Raw genomic sequence first — 13,810 nt, 5'->3', positions numbered from 1 at the left:
GCCCCCCTGGGGCGCGCTTGCACCGGCCGGCGAGTCTTTCTTGAAGCGGCTAAACACGGGTTGATCCCCCTAGATCAGGCTTTGGCGGTTTCGGTGGCTTTGTTCAGGTCGTACAAGGACTTGGCGAGCTTTTGCAGTTCCTTGCGCAGCGGGTTCTTGTTCGCGCTTTCGGCGATGGGCAGGCCGTGGTCGTTGGCCTGGGTCACCTGTTCGCCGCCATCGGGCAGCTGCACCTCGATGGCGATGTCCAGGCTTTCCGCCAGGCGCTTGACGCGGGCCTTGGCCGACAGGTCGGTGAACTTTGGCGCTCGGTTCAGCACATAGCGCACCTTGTCGTGCGGCAGGCCCTCGGCCTTCAGCGCGCGGACAAAGCGCAGGATGTTCTGGGCCGAGCGCAGGTCCAGCTCCAGGAGCGCGAAGTAGACATGGGCGCGGGTCAGCACGGCCTCGGTCCAGGCGACGACGGTCGAGGGCATGTCGACGATGACGAAGTCGAAGTTGGCCTGCGCGGTGTCGAGGATGCGGCCCACGTCTTCGGGCGTCACGACTTCCAAGGGCAGCATGTCGGCCGGAGCGGTGAAGACATGCAGCTTTTCGTTGAAGGTCAGCATCGACTTGACCAGCGAGTCGGCGTCGACGGCGGCAGTGTCGGTCAGGATCTCCAGCACGGCCTCTTTCCGGGGCAGGTCGAGATAGGTCGCGACCGAGCCGAACTGCAGATCGAAGTCGATGACGCAGACGCGCATGCCTTCGGTCTCCGGGATCAGGCACAGCTCCCACGCCAGGTTCGCGGCGAAAGTGGTGGCGCCGACGCCGCCGGCCATGCCGTGCACCGGCAGGATCACGCCGTTGCGGTCGCCCTTGGCCTTGAAGACCGGGTTGAACATGCCGGTTTCCGGGTCATAGCCGTCCGGCATGACCGGCGCGGGCTTGCGCAGACGCTCGATCGCGTCGTGCAGCGCGCCTTCGGGTAGCGGGTAGGGGACGAAGTCATCGGCCCCAAGCTTCAGCATCTGGTGCAGGACTGACGGGCTGACCTGGTTGGCGATGAGGAGGACCTTGATCTTCTTGGCCTTGGCGGCCTTGATCACGTCGTTCATCTTCGACAGTTCGGATTCGTCTTCGCTGTCGACGGCGATGGCGACGAACTGCATCCCGGTGCTGTCCGGCTGCTTGAGGAAGACCAGCGCGTCCTCGAAGTTGAGGTCGCCCCAGGCTTCGCCCAGTTCGGTTTCCATGTCGTCGATCAGAAGATCGAATCGCTGCACGTCACGCGAAATCGTGCAGGCGAGGATCGGTGCCGGATCGCTCTGAACTGTGGCTTTGCTCGTCATCTCGCGTCAGATCCTTTCGGTGCGGGCCATTTTGTACATATTTTGCAAGCAGTTAGATCAAAGATCGGCGTTGACTTCTACTTGCGGAACATTGGACCCCAGTACTCATCCTATGAGGGGGACCTTGTTCAAGAATGGTGGCGATATTTGGGCTAAAGAAGCTTCTTTCTGGGATTATCACGATTCTGGAAACGAAGAGGCCGGGTCTCTCGACCCGGCCTCTTGCGCTGTTCTGGCAGAGTTCTGATCAGCCGCCGCCGCCGGCGCCGACGCCGTCCGCCTGCTGCCCCTGGTGTTGCCGGGTGGCGCTGAAGATGTAGTCGCGCCAGATGATCTGGGCGTACTTGCCGTTCAGGACCAGCGGGTGGGACTTCACGAAGCCCGAGACCTCGGTCACCGTACGGCGGTTGCGCACTTCCGCAGCGGTGGTGTCGATCAGCGGCCGGGTTTCGCCGTAGGAGACGACAGCCTCAAGCCGCGAGCGGCTGATCCCGAGCGAGGTCAGGTAGGCGACCGCCGCCTGGGCGCGGCGCATGCCGAGCCGCTGGTTGTAGCCGGTCGAGCCAACCCTGTCGGCGTGACCGAAGACACGGAAGCGAACCTCGGGGAACTGCTTGATGAAGTTCGCCTGCTGCTGAAGGATCTGCTGCGCCTCGGCCGAAAGCTCGGCACTGTTGAAGGCGAAGTTGATCGTGTTCGGCACTTCGGCGGCGAACCGTTCGGCCAGGGCGACGGTGTAGGACAGCTCACCCGTCTGGATCAGCGTGTTGTTCATCGTCGCGTTGCCGAAATGGCCCTTGTCGACCTCGGCGCCGAGTTCACGGTCCCAGGAGACCGAGGACTCGCCGCAGGCAGTCAGCGCCAGAAGCGCGGTGGCCGCGAGGAGTTTGGGAAGCATCATGGTCATCGCCTTACTCCATCACATAGCCGTAGGAAGAGCTGAAGTCCTGCCGGGCCACTTCGGCTGCGGCACCCTTCTTCGGGGTGGACGCCACGTCGCCGAACAGGAACAGTTCGCGTTCCGTCGGGATGCGGATCCGGTCGGTCGGCAGCGCCAGCGCCTCGCCTGCCACTGGGGTGACAAGGTGGGGGGTGACGATGATGACCAGTTCGGTCTGTGCCCGCTGGTATTCCGCAGACCGGAACAGTGCGCCAAGGATCGGAATGTCGCCGATCCAGGGCAGCTGGGTGTTCAGGTCGCGGAAGTCGTCCTGCAGAAGGCCCGCGATCGCAAAGCTCTCGCCATCGCGCATTTCCACCGTGGTCGAGGTTTCGCGGCGCTTGAAGGCGTCGATCTCGAAGCCAGCGACCGAGATCCCGTTGGCCGGGTCGATCGAGGATACCGCCGCGTCGATCGTCAGGTTGATGATGTCCTGGTCGACCACCACCGGGGTGAAGTTCAGTTCCACACCGAAGGGCTTCCATTCCACCGTGACGGTATCGTCGTCCTGCGACACCGGCACCGGATATTCACCACCGGCAAGGAACTTGGCTTCCTGGCCGGACAGGGCGGTCAGGTTCGGTTCCGCCAGCGTGCGGACCAAGCCCTTGGATTCCAGCGCTTCCAGCAGGACCGAGAATTCCAGGCCGCCGATTGAGCCGCCGAACCCGAACCCACCTGCGGCGTCATCACGCAGGGTGATCGCGCCGCCGAAGGGGTTGTTCGAACCGGAGAGCCACGTCCCCGTTTCGCCGAACATCCTGCCGCCATCCCGGACCCCGATCGACGACGAAAGGTTCTTCGACACCGTGCGGTTCACTTCGGCGAAGCGCACCTTCAGCATGACCTGCTGCGTCCCGCCGACCACCATCAGGTTCGACACCCGGTCGGGGGCGTAGCGGAAGGCGAGATCAAGCGCCTTGTCCAGCTTCGCCGTCGAGGAAACCTGGCCCGACAGCACGATCCCGTCGTTCGCGGTGCGCACTTCGATGTGCTCGCCCGGAAGGATCTGCTGCAGCCGTTCCTTGAATTCGGCGATGTCGGGCGTGACGTGCACGTCGACGTTGGAAATCAGTTGCCCATCCGGCGACAAAAGCGTGAGCGTTGTGCGCCCGGGTGCCTTGCCGAGGACATAGATCGAGCGGTCCGACAGCGTCGAGATATCGGCGATGGCGGGGTTCGCAATCGACAGCTCTGCAAACGGAGTGTCGCTTTCGACGACAACGGCCCGGTTCATCGGAACGTTGAGTGCTTCAGTGGCTTGGCCCTGCATGACGCGCAGAACCTCGGCCGAAACCGGGGTCATTGCGGTCGATGCGAGACACGCACCGAGATAACCTGCTACCAGGAGTCGTTTCATGTTCATTGTGATCTGCCCTTTCGACCACGCCTCGTTTGGGTCTTGAACGCCCTTATCGCAGGCACAATGAACCAGGCCGGGTTTTTTTGCAAGAATCAATGCTTTGTGCGGTGACCTTGATGTGGATAAACTGCAACAGGTCGCAAAGGATTGGAAAAATGCAAAGGCGCGGCCCCAGATAATGTGGCCGCGCCTTCGGTTCTCGGACGCCGGGAAACTATTCCTGGCAGGGGATCTCGATGTCGGTTTCGATGACCTGACCGCCGCTGCGCTGCTTGGCGAAGCACTTCTTCTTTTCCTCGACGACCACCTCGGGGGCGACCACGACCTCTTCGATGCCAAGCAGGGTCTTGGTGTCGGTTTCGACGGTTCCCTCGACGATTTCCGTGGCGTCCGCCGCCAGCGAGAGCGTCAGCTTGCCCGTGGCCTGGGCCTGCGCGAGGCGCGCAACCTGTTCCGGCGTCGCGGCGACAGTTACCGTCTGCGCAACAGTGTCAGAGCTGACCTGCCCCTCGTTGATGGCGTTGTCGACCGCGATCACCAGGACGGCGCTTTCGATCTGCCGGGTGATCCCGCCTTCGACGCCCGAGACGTTGCCGGTCCACAGGATGTCGATGTAGTCGTCCGGCTTCACGAAGTTCGAGATGCCCGAGTTGGTGCCGACCGTGATCGCGAAGGCGCGCTTGCCCTTCTCCAGCTTGGAGGTGAGGTTCGACAGCTCACCCGGCTCGGTCACGCGGCTGGCCAGCACCGGCTCGAACGCCTCGGTCGTGCGCATGATGTAGCGCGGGCCCGGGGCGTTTTCCGGGAAGAGGACGGCCTTGTCGCGGAAGATGGTCTCGGGCAGGCTCTTTTCCGGCCAGTAGATAGCGACGACATCCTCTTCGGCCAGCGGGTCACCGTATTTCTTCGGCTTGGCGAAGACGAAGACCTCGACCAGCTTGCCCGCCTTGGCGTTGAAGGCCCGCTCGTTCTGCAGCGCGTTTTCCAGGTCGGCCATGTAGCCCTGGATCATGTAGACGGCGACGCCGGCCAGACCCATGCCCACGATCAGGACCAATGCGAATATTGCTCTCATTTTTCAACCTCGTCTTGCTTGCAGCGGGTTATTGTTTCCGGTTTAGCCTGTTTGGCGACCTTCTAATTAATGAGGGGCGCCCCATCAACCGATGCTGGCGCCCCTCTTTACAGCGTGGTCGGCCTGTGGCCGGATTGCCGTTCTGGTCAGTCCATGAAGTCCTGAGCATCCGAAACTTCTGTCGCGATGGCCGCGGCCAGGTCCGAGACCGGACTTCTGAACAACGGAAAGATCAGCATCGCTATGGTGATGATCGCGGCGGTCAGCACGACCCAGTCAACCGTAACGGCACCGGTTTCGTCCTTCAGAAAAGTGGCAAGGCGCTGCATCAAGACACTCCGGTCAAACCTGCTTCGTAACAATACAACTTTGCAGGGTGAATGCGGCGAAACTATAGCAGCGGTCAGGCATTTCGCGGTTGAGGAAAAGGGCTGTTTTGGGCAGCAAGGCCGGGTTGTCGGCCCGTGGAAGCCCCCCCCGGAAAAGGCGAGGGCCGCACCTGATAAGGTGCGGCCCAGGTGACGATCAAGTCGTCAGATCGATCAGCAGTTGGCGCCGTTCGAGGTCATGCAGGTCTGGGCTTCGCCCATTTCGGTGTCGATGGCAGCAGCCAGATCCGAAACGGCCGGGCGGACCCACGAGAAGATCAGGAGGCCGAGGCCCACGACGGCGGCGGTCAGAACCACCCAGTCAACGGTCACGGCGCCGGCTTCGTCTTTCAGGAAAGCGGAGAACTTGGTCATTTCTGGTCCCTTTCTAAGGAGTTGTCTGTCACTTCAACCGCTTCGATCAGGCCAGGTCATTGCCGTCTTCGTTCGGTATGAACACATATAGCCGTGCAAACGTGGCGAGAGTTTGGAAGCGAAAGGGAATTTGTGCGCCGCACCAACTATTTGCGAAGAATTTATCTAAACATCAGAAAGATAACGGAATTTTTTCTGTTTCGTCGGCGCGGTCGAGATTCTCTGGGCAAGATCGCGGCGCGGAGCGGCCAATCGGGGCAGACTTGTGCCGTCACGGTGGATGCGCCGCACGTTGGGTCAGAGACGACGACTGGGTGCAGCTGCGGGGCGACGGCTTGGCACCCATCGCGTCGAAACCTGGCGCTGAGGGAAGACAGGCTGCGAAAGGTGCTGAGGGAAAAGGGGATGCACAAAAGGCAAGGGCCGCACCTTTTCAGGTGCGGCCCAGATGACGATCAGATCGTCAGATCGATCAGCAGTTGGAGCCGTTCGAGGTCATGCAGGTCTGGGCTTCGCCCATTTCGGTGTCGATGGCAGCAGCCAGATCCGAAACAGCCGGGCGGACCCACGAGAAGATCAGGAGGCCGAGGCCCACGACGGCGGCGGTCAGAACCACCCAGTCAACGGTCACGGCGCCGGCTTCGTCTTTCAGGAAAGCGGAGAACTTGGTCATTTCTGGTCCCTTTCGGAGGTTAAAGCATCACTCAACCGCTTCGATCTGGCCATCCTTGGAGCCCGTGTCGTTCGGTATGGACACATATAGCCAACCAAACGTGGCAGCAGTTTGGACGCGGATCGCAGAATCTGCGCGGATCGCAGAAAAATGCGTGATTCCTCACAAGGCACGGAAAACAAAAGAAAGAATCCTTAGGAATCCCTTCACTCTTCCATGCTACGCCGTGGTTTTTCGGTCAATTTTGGCGGAATTGCCATGATTGGGCCGGAAAAGTTCTGGCGGGCCCCGCCGGATGCTGCGATTCTGCCCCCATAACAACGAGGCGAGCAGGCCCCGAAAATGCAGAAGACAGGTTTCTGGTGCGCAGCGATTCTCTGCGCTGCCGTGTGCTTTCCGGCTGCGGCCGAGGATGGCTCGTTCAAGCGGGTGAAAGTGGCCGATCTAAAGCCCGGCAAGCGGATCACCGTGCAGATCGACCCCGAGGAGCAAGCGCGCTATCTGGCGGCGCTGCCCAAGATCGATCCCACTCCGAAGCCGCGCGAGGAAGAGCCAAAGATCGCTGATAATGCGACCGGCGAGCCCGGCCCGGCCCCGGCATCCTCCTATGACTGGTACTGGGAAACCGTGCCCACCGGCATCGGGGCCGCGGCCGACCGGTTCGACCTGGCGCTGGCGACGCTTTCGCAGGGACCTGGTGGCACCGTGGTCGGTGCCCCGCGCATGCAGCATCTGCAGGAAGTGTCGGAGAAATACGGCAAGGACATCCTGCGTGCGACGCTGGATACCAATGTCTCTCCGGCGCTGGTGCTGGCGGTGATCGGCATTGAAAGTGCAGGGAAATCCGACGCGGTCAGCCATGCGGGTGCCGTCGGGCTGATGCAGCTGATCCCGGCCACGGCAGAACGGTTCGGAGTGAAGGATTCGACCGATCCAGTGCAGAACATCGAAGGCGGGGTCGCCTATCTGGACTGGCTGCTGGAGGAATTCGACAACGACCCGGTGATGGTGCTGGCGGCCTACAATGCGGGCGAGGGTGCGGTCCGGGCCAATTCTGGCGTGCCGCCCTATGCCGAAACGCGGGATTACGTGCCGAAGGTGCTGGCCGCCTGGCAGGTGGCACAGGGGCTGTGCGTCAGCCCGCCGCTCTTGGTCACCGATCCTTGTGTGTTCCGGTCAACGCTGGCGGGCGGCTGAGGTCAGACGAAGACGTCAGCCCATTCCGGGTGTTTCTTCCGGGTCGCGTTCACGAAGGGGCAAAGGGGGACGACCTTGAAACCGTCAGCCCTCGCCGCCGCGACCATGGCTTCCACCAATGCCAACCCCGCCCCGGTGCCCCGGAAGCTGTCCGGGACGCCGGTATGGTCGGCGATGATGAGCGTGGGCGTGGTGACCGAATAGGTCAGCTCGGCCTCTTCCCCGCCGTGGCGGATCACGAAGCGGCCTTTGGACGCCCCGTGTTCGCGGGTGACCTGGTGGTCAGACAAGGGTTGCCTCGGTGGCGGCACGCACCTCGGCCTCGGTCACGCCCGGGGCGCATTCCACCAGCTTCAGGCCGCCCGGCACCACGTCCAGCACGCAGAGGTTGGTGATGATCCGGTTCACCACACCCTTGCCGGTCAGGGGAAGAGTGCAGGATTTCAAGACCTTGGACTCACCGTGTTTCGAGGTGTGGTCCATCACCACCACGACGCGGCCAACGCCTGCGACAAGGTCCATCGCCCCGCCCATGCCCTTGACGAGCTTGCCGGGGATCATCCAGTTCGCGAGATCGCCGTTTTCCGCCACTTCCATCGCTCCCAGGATCGCCATGGCGATCTTGCCGCCGCGGATCATCGCGAACGACTGCGCCGAATCGAAATAGGCGGTCTGCGGCAGTTCGGTGATCGTCTGTTTTCCTGCGTTGATCAGGTCGGGGTCTTCCTCGCCCTCGAACGGAAACGGGCCCATCCCCAGCATCCCGTTTTCGGACTGCAGGGTCACGCTGATCCCTTTGGGGATGTAGTTCGACACCAGCGTCGGGATACCGATGCCAAGGTTCACATAGGTCCCATCGCGCAGTTCCTGCGCCGCGCGGGCGGCCATGCCGTGACGGTCCCAGCCTTTGGTTTCCTCGGCCATCATGCGTTCTCCCGCTTGCGGACGGTCCGCTGTTCGATGCGCTTTTCGTGTTTGCCGGTGATGATGCGGTGGACATAGATCCCCGGCAGGTGGATCGCGTCGGGGTCCAGGGACCCGAGCGGCACGATTTCCTCGACCTCCACCACACAGGTTTTCCCGCAGGTGGCGGCGGGGACGTTGAAATTCCGCGCGGTCTTGCGGAAGACGAGGTTCCCCGACGGGTCCGCCTTCCAGGCCTTCACGATCGACAGGTCGGCCACGATCCCGCGTTCCAGGATGTAGGTCTTGCCGTCGAAGTCGTGGTGTTCCTTGCCCTCGGCGATTACCGTGCCGACACCGGTCGCGGTGTAGAAGCCGGGAATGCCCGCGCCACCCGCCCGCATCCGTTCGGCCAGCGTCCCTTGCGGGTTGAATTCCAGCTCCAGTTCCCCGGACAGGTACTGGCGCATGAATTCCGCGTTCTCGCCCACATAGGACGAGATCATCTTCTTGACCTGCCGGGTTTCCAGCAGCACGCCAAGACCAAAGCCGTCGACGCCCGCGTTGTTCGAGGCGACGGTAAGGTTCTTGGTGCCTGCATCGCGGATGGCAGCGATCAGCAGTTCGGGGATGCCGCAGAGGCCGAAGCCTCCGGACGCGATCAGCATGCCGTCGTGCAGAAGCCCGTCGAGGGCCGCAGCGGCGCTGGGGTAGACCTTGTTCATTGGATTCTCCTCCCGGTTCCTTGGGGGAACGGACTGCGCGCGATCCTGAAAGATTGCGCCGGGGGCTACCATCCGTAAGAATACGTATATGGCTACGTAGAGGGCAGCAATGCGCGACTATGAACGGCTGGCCTTCCTGCACGCGCCGGATGCGACGCTGATCCTGGCCGACCGGGTGATCCTGCGGGCGTCCCTGCGGGTCGAGGCGGTGTTCGGCTGGGCCCCGAGGGAGCTTGAGGGGCAGTCGATCCGTCTGCTGTACCCCGGCCAGACGGACTATGAACTGATTGGCGAGAGGGCGCGAAAGGCGATGCAGGCGGCCCCGGTCTATCGCGACGAACGCTTCATGCGGCGGAAAGACGGGCAGGTGGTGTGGATGGAGGGGCATGGCACGGCGCTCGACCGCGACGACCCGCAGCGTCTGGCGGTCTGGACCTATCGGCCGCTGGAGAGGGAGGGGACCAGCACCTTGACCCCCACCGAACGGCGGATCGCGCGCTATCTGGTGAACGGCTTCACCTCGAAGGAGATCGCGCTGGCGATGGGCTCCTCCCCCCGGACGGTCGAGGTGCACCGGGCGAACATGATCCGGAAGATGGGGGTCCGGAACAGCTTTGAACTGGTCAGCCGATTGCTGGCGGGGGTGGGCTGACGGGGGCGCTCGTCGAGCATTTCATGCACTCCTCGCGGAAGGGCGCCCAAGCGAGGAGTGCACGAAGTGCTCGACGAGCGATTCCTTAGCCCTGACCGAGAAGGCCCCAATGCAGGAAGGCGGTGGCGTTGTGCTGGATGTAGTCGATCTGCACCTTGCGCGCGTCGTCGCCCTTCCAGAACTGGCCGTCGGCGTACCAGTCCAGCTGCAGGCCCAGGTTTTCGGCCGCATGGGCGCGGATGCGGGCGACAAGGTCGGGCGTCAGCAGCCCTGGGAGGTCGCGGGACAGAAGGAGGACGCGGGTCAGCGCCTCGGTCCGGCAGGCGATGGGGGTGGACTGGCGGCGGGCGCGGTAGTGGGCGTCGGTCAGGATCGCCTCCATCAGCCCGGTCAGGTAGGCCGACCCCAGCGCCTCGGGCACCACGCCGCGGGCGACGGCCTCGCAGGCGGCATAGGCCATCCAGTGGCTTTGTTCGGCAAACCCATAGCCCTTGCGCATAAGCGTGGTGGTGACGCGGGTCAGGTCGGGGGTGGTGGGGCCGGACATCAGCAGGCCGAAGATCGCCTCGCCGGTATAGTAGTCGGACCGGAAGGGCAGGACCGCGCCGGTCACAAAGTCGCGCTTGTGGCGGAAGTCGTCGCCGTCGATTTCGTCCAGCGCATAGGTACGCATCCGGGCCATGGTTTCCGCCAGCGGATGGGGCAGGGCGTCCGGTGGCAGGACCAGCGCGGGGATCGCCGCGACCTCGGTCAACGCCAGCAGCCCCAGACCCAGGCCCCCCAGCTTGACCGCGCCGTTGCCGACCAGGCCCAGGCTCGGCCGGTCGGGCGCGGCCCAGGGCGGCGGGGCGAGTTTCCGGCCCAGATAACCGGTGGCCCGGGCGATGGCGGACAGAAGGTCGGGGTTCGCGCTGCCGGGCCTTGTGTTCACGGCGCGGGCCATGAACCACAGCGTCCCGCAATGGCGCAAAAGGTTGTAGCCGTCCGAGGCCGCTGCAATATCACCCGCCTCATGCGCATAGACGAAGCGGCCCTTGGCCAGCACGATGCGGGCCAGATGGGCCAGGGACGCCGTCACCACGGCATCGCTGGCGGGCAAGGGGTGCGCGGTTGCTGTCATCGCGCATCAGGCTAGACCCGCAGCCGCCGACATGGCAAGGAGCGGTCTTTTCCCGGCCGAATCCAGCGGCTATGGTCGCGCGGCTGCTCGCGTGGTGAAATGGTAGACACTGGGGACTTAAAATCCCTTGGCCGGAAGGCCGTGCCGGTTCGAGTCCGGCCGCGGGCACCAATACAGACTGGTGGGGTGGTCAGCTGCCGTCGCGCAGGTCTTGCGGGGCCTTGTCGTGCAGTTGCGCTTGGCTGAAGGCCACGCTGCAGCCCTGGCCGGTCGGCGACTGCGCGATGAAGTCGATGGCCGTGACCGGCGCGGGCAGCGCGAAAAAGCGCAGGAAATCCCAGCGCGTGCCGTCGGTCGAGATGTGGAAGGCGTGGGCCTTGCCGGTCCAAAGCGTGCGCAGCCACAGTCCGGGGCCAGCGACCAGCGGGCCATTCGCGTCGTCCGACCTATCGCGGGTCACCACGCTGACGGCCATCGTCCGCAGGTCCGGCGCGCATTCGAAGGCAAGCTTGGCCCAGGCCACGCCATCAGTGCGCAGGACCAGCGCGCCAGCGTCGAACCCGGCGCGGAAGGTCGGCTGGACATGGGCGCTGACGGCCCAGGAGGCTTGGCCGACAGGCAGGCGCAGGCCCGGCAGGCGGTCGGTGCCGGGGCCTCCATCCGGGGGGACAAAGGCATCGGTGCCGGGGCCCGCATGGATCACGGCGGCATCGGGGCGGACTTCGACCTGGCCGAAATCGGTGCCGACGCGTTCAAGCGCTGCAAGGTCGATGGGGCGCATGGGACACCTCTGACTGGCCTTTGGCCAAGCCTAGTGTCCCGCGACCTTTGGCGTCAAAGGGTGAAAAGGAAACGGCCCGGGAATGACCCCGGGCCGCTGTCGTGATGTCTTGAAGGTCAGGCGCGCAGGTCGAAGCGGTCGGCTTCCATCACCTTGACCCAGGCCGAGACGAAGTCGCAGACGAACTTCTCGCGGTTGTCGTCCTGGGCATAGACCTCGGCATAGGCCCGCAGGATGGAGTTGGAGCCGAACACCAGGTCCGCCCGCGTCGCCGTCCACTTCGTAGCACCCGTCTTGCGGTCGGTAAGCTCGTACAGGTTGGTCCCCTTCGGCACCCACTTGTAGGCCATGTCCGTGAGGCCGGTGAAGAAGTCGGTGGTCAGCGCGCCGACGCGGTCGGTGAAGACCCCGTGCTTCGTGCCGCCATGGTTGGTGCCGATCACCCGCATGCCCCCAATGAGGCAGGTCATCTCATGCGCCGTCAGGCCCATGAGCTGCGCCCGGTCGAGGAGGAGTTCCTCGGCCGTCACCGCATAGTCCTTCTTCATCCAGTTGCGGAAGCCGTCGGCTTCGGGCTCCAGCACGCTGAAGCTTTCGGCATCGGTCTCTTCTTGCGTCGCGTCGCCGCGACCGGCGTGGAAGGGGACCTTCACGTCAACGCCAGCAGCCTTGGCGGCGTGTTCGACGCCGACGTTACCGGCCAGCACGATCACGTCAGCCAGCGAGGCCCCGGCTTCCTTGGCGATCGGTTCCAGCACCGACAGGACACGCGCCAGGCGGGCGGGTTCGTTGCCCTCCCATTCCTTCTGCGGGGCCAGACGGATGCGGGCACCGTTCGCGCCGCCCCGGTTGTCCGACCCGCGGAAGGTCCGGGCCGAATCCCAGGCGGTGGTGACCATGTCGCTGACCGAGAGGCCGGAGGCCGCGATCTTCGCCTTCACGGCGTCCACGTTCCAGGCGGTCGAGCCGGTGGGAACCGGGTCCTGCCAGATCAGGTCCTCGGCCGGGACCCACGGCCCCAGGTAGCGGACCTTCGGCCCCATGTCGCGGTGGGTCAGCTTGAACCAGGCGCGGGCAAAGGCGTCGGAGAACGCGGCCTGATCCTTGGCGAAGCGTTCGCTGATCTCGCGGTACTTCGGATCGACCTTCATCGCCATGTCGGCGTCGGTCATCATCGGCATGCGACGGATCGAGGGGTCCTCGACGTCCACGGGCATGTCCGCCGGATCGATGTTGATCGGCTGCCACTGCCAGGCGCCTGCGGGGGACTTCACCAGCTCCCAGTCGTACTTCAGCAGCAGGTGGAAATAGCCGCCATCCCATTTGGTCGGGTTGGTGGTCCAGGCGCCTTCCAGCCCCGAGGTGATCGCATCGCGGCCGACCGACCGCGCCGAGTGCACGTTCCAGCCAAGCCCGCCTTCTTCCAGCGCGGCACCTTCCGGCTCCGGCCCGATCAGGGCGGCGTTGTTGTTGCCATGCGCCTTGCCGACGGTGTGGCCGCCGGCGGTCAGCGCGACGGTTTCTTCGTCATCCATCGCCATGCGGGCGAAGGTTTCGCGCACGTCATGCGCGGTGCGGGCCGGGTCAGGCTGGCCGTCGACGCCTTGCGGGTTCACGTAGATCAGGCCCATGACCACGGCGGCCAGCGGGTTCTCCAGCGAGGTGCGGTCTTCCTTGGTCGGATAGCGCTGGTCGGTCAGCCATTCCTTCTCGGACCCCCAGTAGACGTCCTTTTCGGGATGCCAGATATCCTCGCGCCCGAAGCCGAAGCCGAAGGTCTTCAGGCCCATCGATTCATAGGCGATGGTCCCGGCCAGGGCCATCAGGTCGGCCCAGCTCAAGCGGTTGCCGTACTTCTTCTTGATCGGCCACAACAGGCGCCGCGCCTTGTCGAGGTTGGCGTTGTCGGGCCAGCTGTTCAGGGGGGCAAAGCGGTGGTTGCCAGTGCCCGCGCCGCCCCGGCCATCGGCCATGCGGTAAGTCCCGGCAGCATGCCAGGTCATCCGGATGAAGAGGCCGCCGTAGTGGCCCCAGTCGGCCGGCCACCAGTCCTGGCTGTCGGTCATAAGTGCTGTCAGGTCGCGCTTCAGCGCGTCGAAGTCCAGCTTCTTGACTTCCTCACGATAGTTGAACCCGGTAAAGGGGTTAACCTTGGTGTCATGCTGGTGCAGGATGTCGAGGTTCAGCGTCTTCGGCCACCAGTCCGTGACCGTCTGCGTGGTCGTGGTGATCGCGCCGTGCATGACCGGGCACTTGCCCGACCGTCCAACGTCATTGCCGTCCATCTTGCTCTCCTACCTGGCT

The 13,810-nt window shown here is 64.1% G+C and carries 15 protein-coding genes and 1 tRNA gene; 3 read left to right on the top strand and 13 right to left on the bottom strand.

Annotated features, from left to right (window positions below):
• Positions 1-74: 74 nt before the first annotated feature.
• The 7 genes from AC2EAL_RS15270 to AC2EAL_RS15240 form a co-directional block, all read right to left on the bottom strand.
• Positions 75-1,334 carry a CpaE/TadZ family protein gene (locus tag AC2EAL_RS15270; protein ID WP_484725099.1) on the bottom strand — a complete coding sequence of 420 codons (1,260 nt, stop codon included), beginning with the start codon at positions 1,332-1,334 and terminating at the stop codon, positions 75-77.
• 247 nt (positions 1,335-1,581) lie between these two features.
• On the bottom strand, positions 1,582-2,241 hold the full coding sequence (locus tag AC2EAL_RS15265; protein ID WP_484725098.1) for an OmpA family protein: 660 nt from the start codon (positions 2,239-2,241) through the stop codon (positions 1,582-1,584).
• Positions 2,242-2,245: 4 nt separating this feature from the next.
• The gene (locus AC2EAL_RS15260; RefSeq protein ID WP_484725097.1) at positions 2,246-3,640 is read right to left on the bottom strand and encodes a type II and III secretion system protein family protein; all 1,395 of its coding nucleotides are present in this window, start codon (positions 3,638-3,640) and stop codon (positions 2,246-2,248) included.
• Positions 3,641-3,851: 211 nt separating this feature from the next.
• Entirely contained in the window at positions 3,852-4,712 is an 861-nt protein-coding gene (gene cpaB / locus AC2EAL_RS15255; protein ID WP_484725096.1) for a Flp pilus assembly protein CpaB, read from the bottom strand.
• A gap of 146 nt (positions 4,713-4,858) precedes the next feature.
• Positions 4,859-5,041: a hypothetical protein gene (locus AC2EAL_RS15250; RefSeq protein WP_484725095.1), complete on the bottom strand. Its 183-nt coding sequence runs from the start codon at positions 5,039-5,041 to the stop codon at positions 4,859-4,861.
• Positions 5,042-5,254: 213 nt separating this feature from the next.
• Positions 5,255-5,455 carry a hypothetical protein gene (locus tag AC2EAL_RS15245; protein ID WP_484725094.1) on the bottom strand — a complete coding sequence of 67 codons (201 nt, stop codon included), beginning with the start codon at positions 5,453-5,455 and terminating at the stop codon, positions 5,255-5,257.
• A 472-nt stretch (positions 5,456-5,927) separates the two neighbouring features.
• Positions 5,928-6,128, bottom strand: coding sequence for a hypothetical protein (locus tag AC2EAL_RS15240; protein WP_484725093.1), 201 nt, complete (start codon positions 6,126-6,128; stop codon positions 5,928-5,930).
• A gap of 342 nt (positions 6,129-6,470) precedes the next feature.
• Between AC2EAL_RS15240 and AC2EAL_RS15235 the strand changes: the two genes are divergently transcribed.
• Positions 6,471-7,325, top strand: a complete 855-nt coding sequence (locus tag AC2EAL_RS15235) for a lytic transglycosylase domain-containing protein (RefSeq protein ID WP_484725092.1) — start codon at positions 6,471-6,473, stop codon at positions 7,323-7,325.
• A 2-nt stretch (positions 7,326-7,327) separates the two neighbouring features.
• Here AC2EAL_RS15235 and AC2EAL_RS15230 read toward each other — a convergent pair whose 3' ends face one another.
• The 3 genes from AC2EAL_RS15230 to AC2EAL_RS15220 are packed head-to-tail and all read right to left on the bottom strand — an operon-like array spanning position 7,328 to position 8,953.
• On the bottom strand, positions 7,328-7,615 hold the full coding sequence (locus tag AC2EAL_RS15230; protein ID WP_484725091.1) for a GNAT family N-acetyltransferase: 288 nt from the start codon (positions 7,613-7,615) through the stop codon (positions 7,328-7,330).
• Entirely contained in the window at positions 7,608-8,249 is a 642-nt protein-coding gene (locus AC2EAL_RS15225) for a 3-oxoacid CoA-transferase subunit B (protein WP_484725090.1), read from the bottom strand. Before AC2EAL_RS15225 ends, AC2EAL_RS15230 begins: the two co-directional genes overlap by 8 nt.
• Positions 8,249-8,953, bottom strand: coding sequence for a CoA transferase subunit A (locus AC2EAL_RS15220; protein ID WP_484725089.1), 705 nt, complete (start codon positions 8,951-8,953; stop codon positions 8,249-8,251). Before AC2EAL_RS15220 ends, AC2EAL_RS15225 begins: the two co-directional genes overlap by 1 nt.
• A gap of 109 nt (positions 8,954-9,062) precedes the next feature.
• Between AC2EAL_RS15220 and AC2EAL_RS15215 the strand changes: the two genes are divergently transcribed.
• Positions 9,063-9,605, top strand: coding sequence for a LuxR C-terminal-related transcriptional regulator (locus tag AC2EAL_RS15215; RefSeq protein ID WP_484725088.1), 543 nt, complete (start codon positions 9,063-9,065; stop codon positions 9,603-9,605).
• Between the two features lie 85 nt (positions 9,606-9,690).
• Here AC2EAL_RS15215 and AC2EAL_RS15210 read toward each other — a convergent pair whose 3' ends face one another.
• On the bottom strand, positions 9,691-10,725 hold the full coding sequence (locus AC2EAL_RS15210; protein WP_484725087.1) for a hypothetical protein: 1,035 nt from the start codon (positions 10,723-10,725) through the stop codon (positions 9,691-9,693).
• An 85-nt stretch (positions 10,726-10,810) separates the two neighbouring features.
• Between AC2EAL_RS15210 and AC2EAL_RS15205 the strand changes: the two genes are divergently transcribed.
• Positions 10,811-10,896 (top strand) — tRNA-Leu (locus AC2EAL_RS15205).
• A 19-nt stretch (positions 10,897-10,915) separates the two neighbouring features.
• Here the strand turns inward: AC2EAL_RS15205 and AC2EAL_RS15200 are convergent.
• The gene (locus tag AC2EAL_RS15200; protein ID WP_484725086.1) at positions 10,916-11,506 is read right to left on the bottom strand and encodes a DUF1349 domain-containing protein; all 591 of its coding nucleotides are present in this window, start codon (positions 11,504-11,506) and stop codon (positions 10,916-10,918) included.
• Between the two features lie 116 nt (positions 11,507-11,622).
• Positions 11,623-13,791, bottom strand: coding sequence for a catalase/peroxidase HPI (gene katG, locus AC2EAL_RS15195; protein WP_484725085.1), 2,169 nt, complete (start codon positions 13,789-13,791; stop codon positions 11,623-11,625).
• Positions 13,792-13,810 lie beyond the last annotated feature (19 nt).

Source organism: Tabrizicola sp. T74, assembly GCF_057219935.1.
This window is presented reverse-complemented; position numbering and strand designations above follow the sequence as displayed.

Coding starts and splice junctions, on each gene's coding strand:
- AC2EAL_RS15270 (WP_484725099.1), bottom strand. CDS start 1,334: ATGACGAGCAAAGCCACAGTTCAGAGCGATCCGGCACCGATCCTCGCC.
- AC2EAL_RS15265 (WP_484725098.1), bottom strand. CDS start 2,241: ATGACCATGATGCTTCCCAAACTCCTCGCGGCCACCGCGCTTCTGGCG.
- AC2EAL_RS15260 (WP_484725097.1), bottom strand. CDS start 3,640: ATGAACATGAAACGACTCCTGGTAGCAGGTTATCTCGGTGCGTGTCTC.
- cpaB (WP_484725096.1), bottom strand. CDS start 4,712: ATGAGAGCAATATTCGCATTGGTCCTGATCGTGGGCATGGGTCTGGCC.
- AC2EAL_RS15250 (WP_484725095.1), bottom strand. CDS start 5,041: ATGCAGCGCCTTGCCACTTTTCTGAAGGACGAAACCGGTGCCGTTACG.
- AC2EAL_RS15245 (WP_484725094.1), bottom strand. CDS start 5,455: ATGACCAAGTTCTCCGCTTTCCTGAAAGACGAAGCCGGCGCCGTGACC.
- AC2EAL_RS15240 (WP_484725093.1), bottom strand. CDS start 6,128: ATGACCAAGTTCTCCGCTTTCCTGAAAGACGAAGCCGGCGCCGTGACC.
- AC2EAL_RS15235 (WP_484725092.1), top strand. CDS start 6,471: ATGCAGAAGACAGGTTTCTGGTGCGCAGCGATTCTCTGCGCTGCCGTG.
- AC2EAL_RS15225 (WP_484725090.1), bottom strand. CDS start 8,249: ATGGCCGAGGAAACCAAAGGCTGGGACCGTCACGGCATGGCCGCCCGC.
- AC2EAL_RS15220 (WP_484725089.1), bottom strand. CDS start 8,953: ATGAACAAGGTCTACCCCAGCGCCGCTGCGGCCCTCGACGGGCTTCTG.
- AC2EAL_RS15215 (WP_484725088.1), top strand. CDS start 9,063: ATGCGCGACTATGAACGGCTGGCCTTCCTGCACGCGCCGGATGCGACG.
- AC2EAL_RS15210 (WP_484725087.1), bottom strand. CDS start 10,725: ATGACAGCAACCGCGCACCCCTTGCCCGCCAGCGATGCCGTGGTGACG.
- AC2EAL_RS15200 (WP_484725086.1), bottom strand. CDS start 11,506: ATGCGCCCCATCGACCTTGCAGCGCTTGAACGCGTCGGCACCGATTTC.
- katG (WP_484725085.1), bottom strand. CDS start 13,791: ATGGACGGCAATGACGTTGGACGGTCGGGCAAGTGCCCGGTCATGCAC.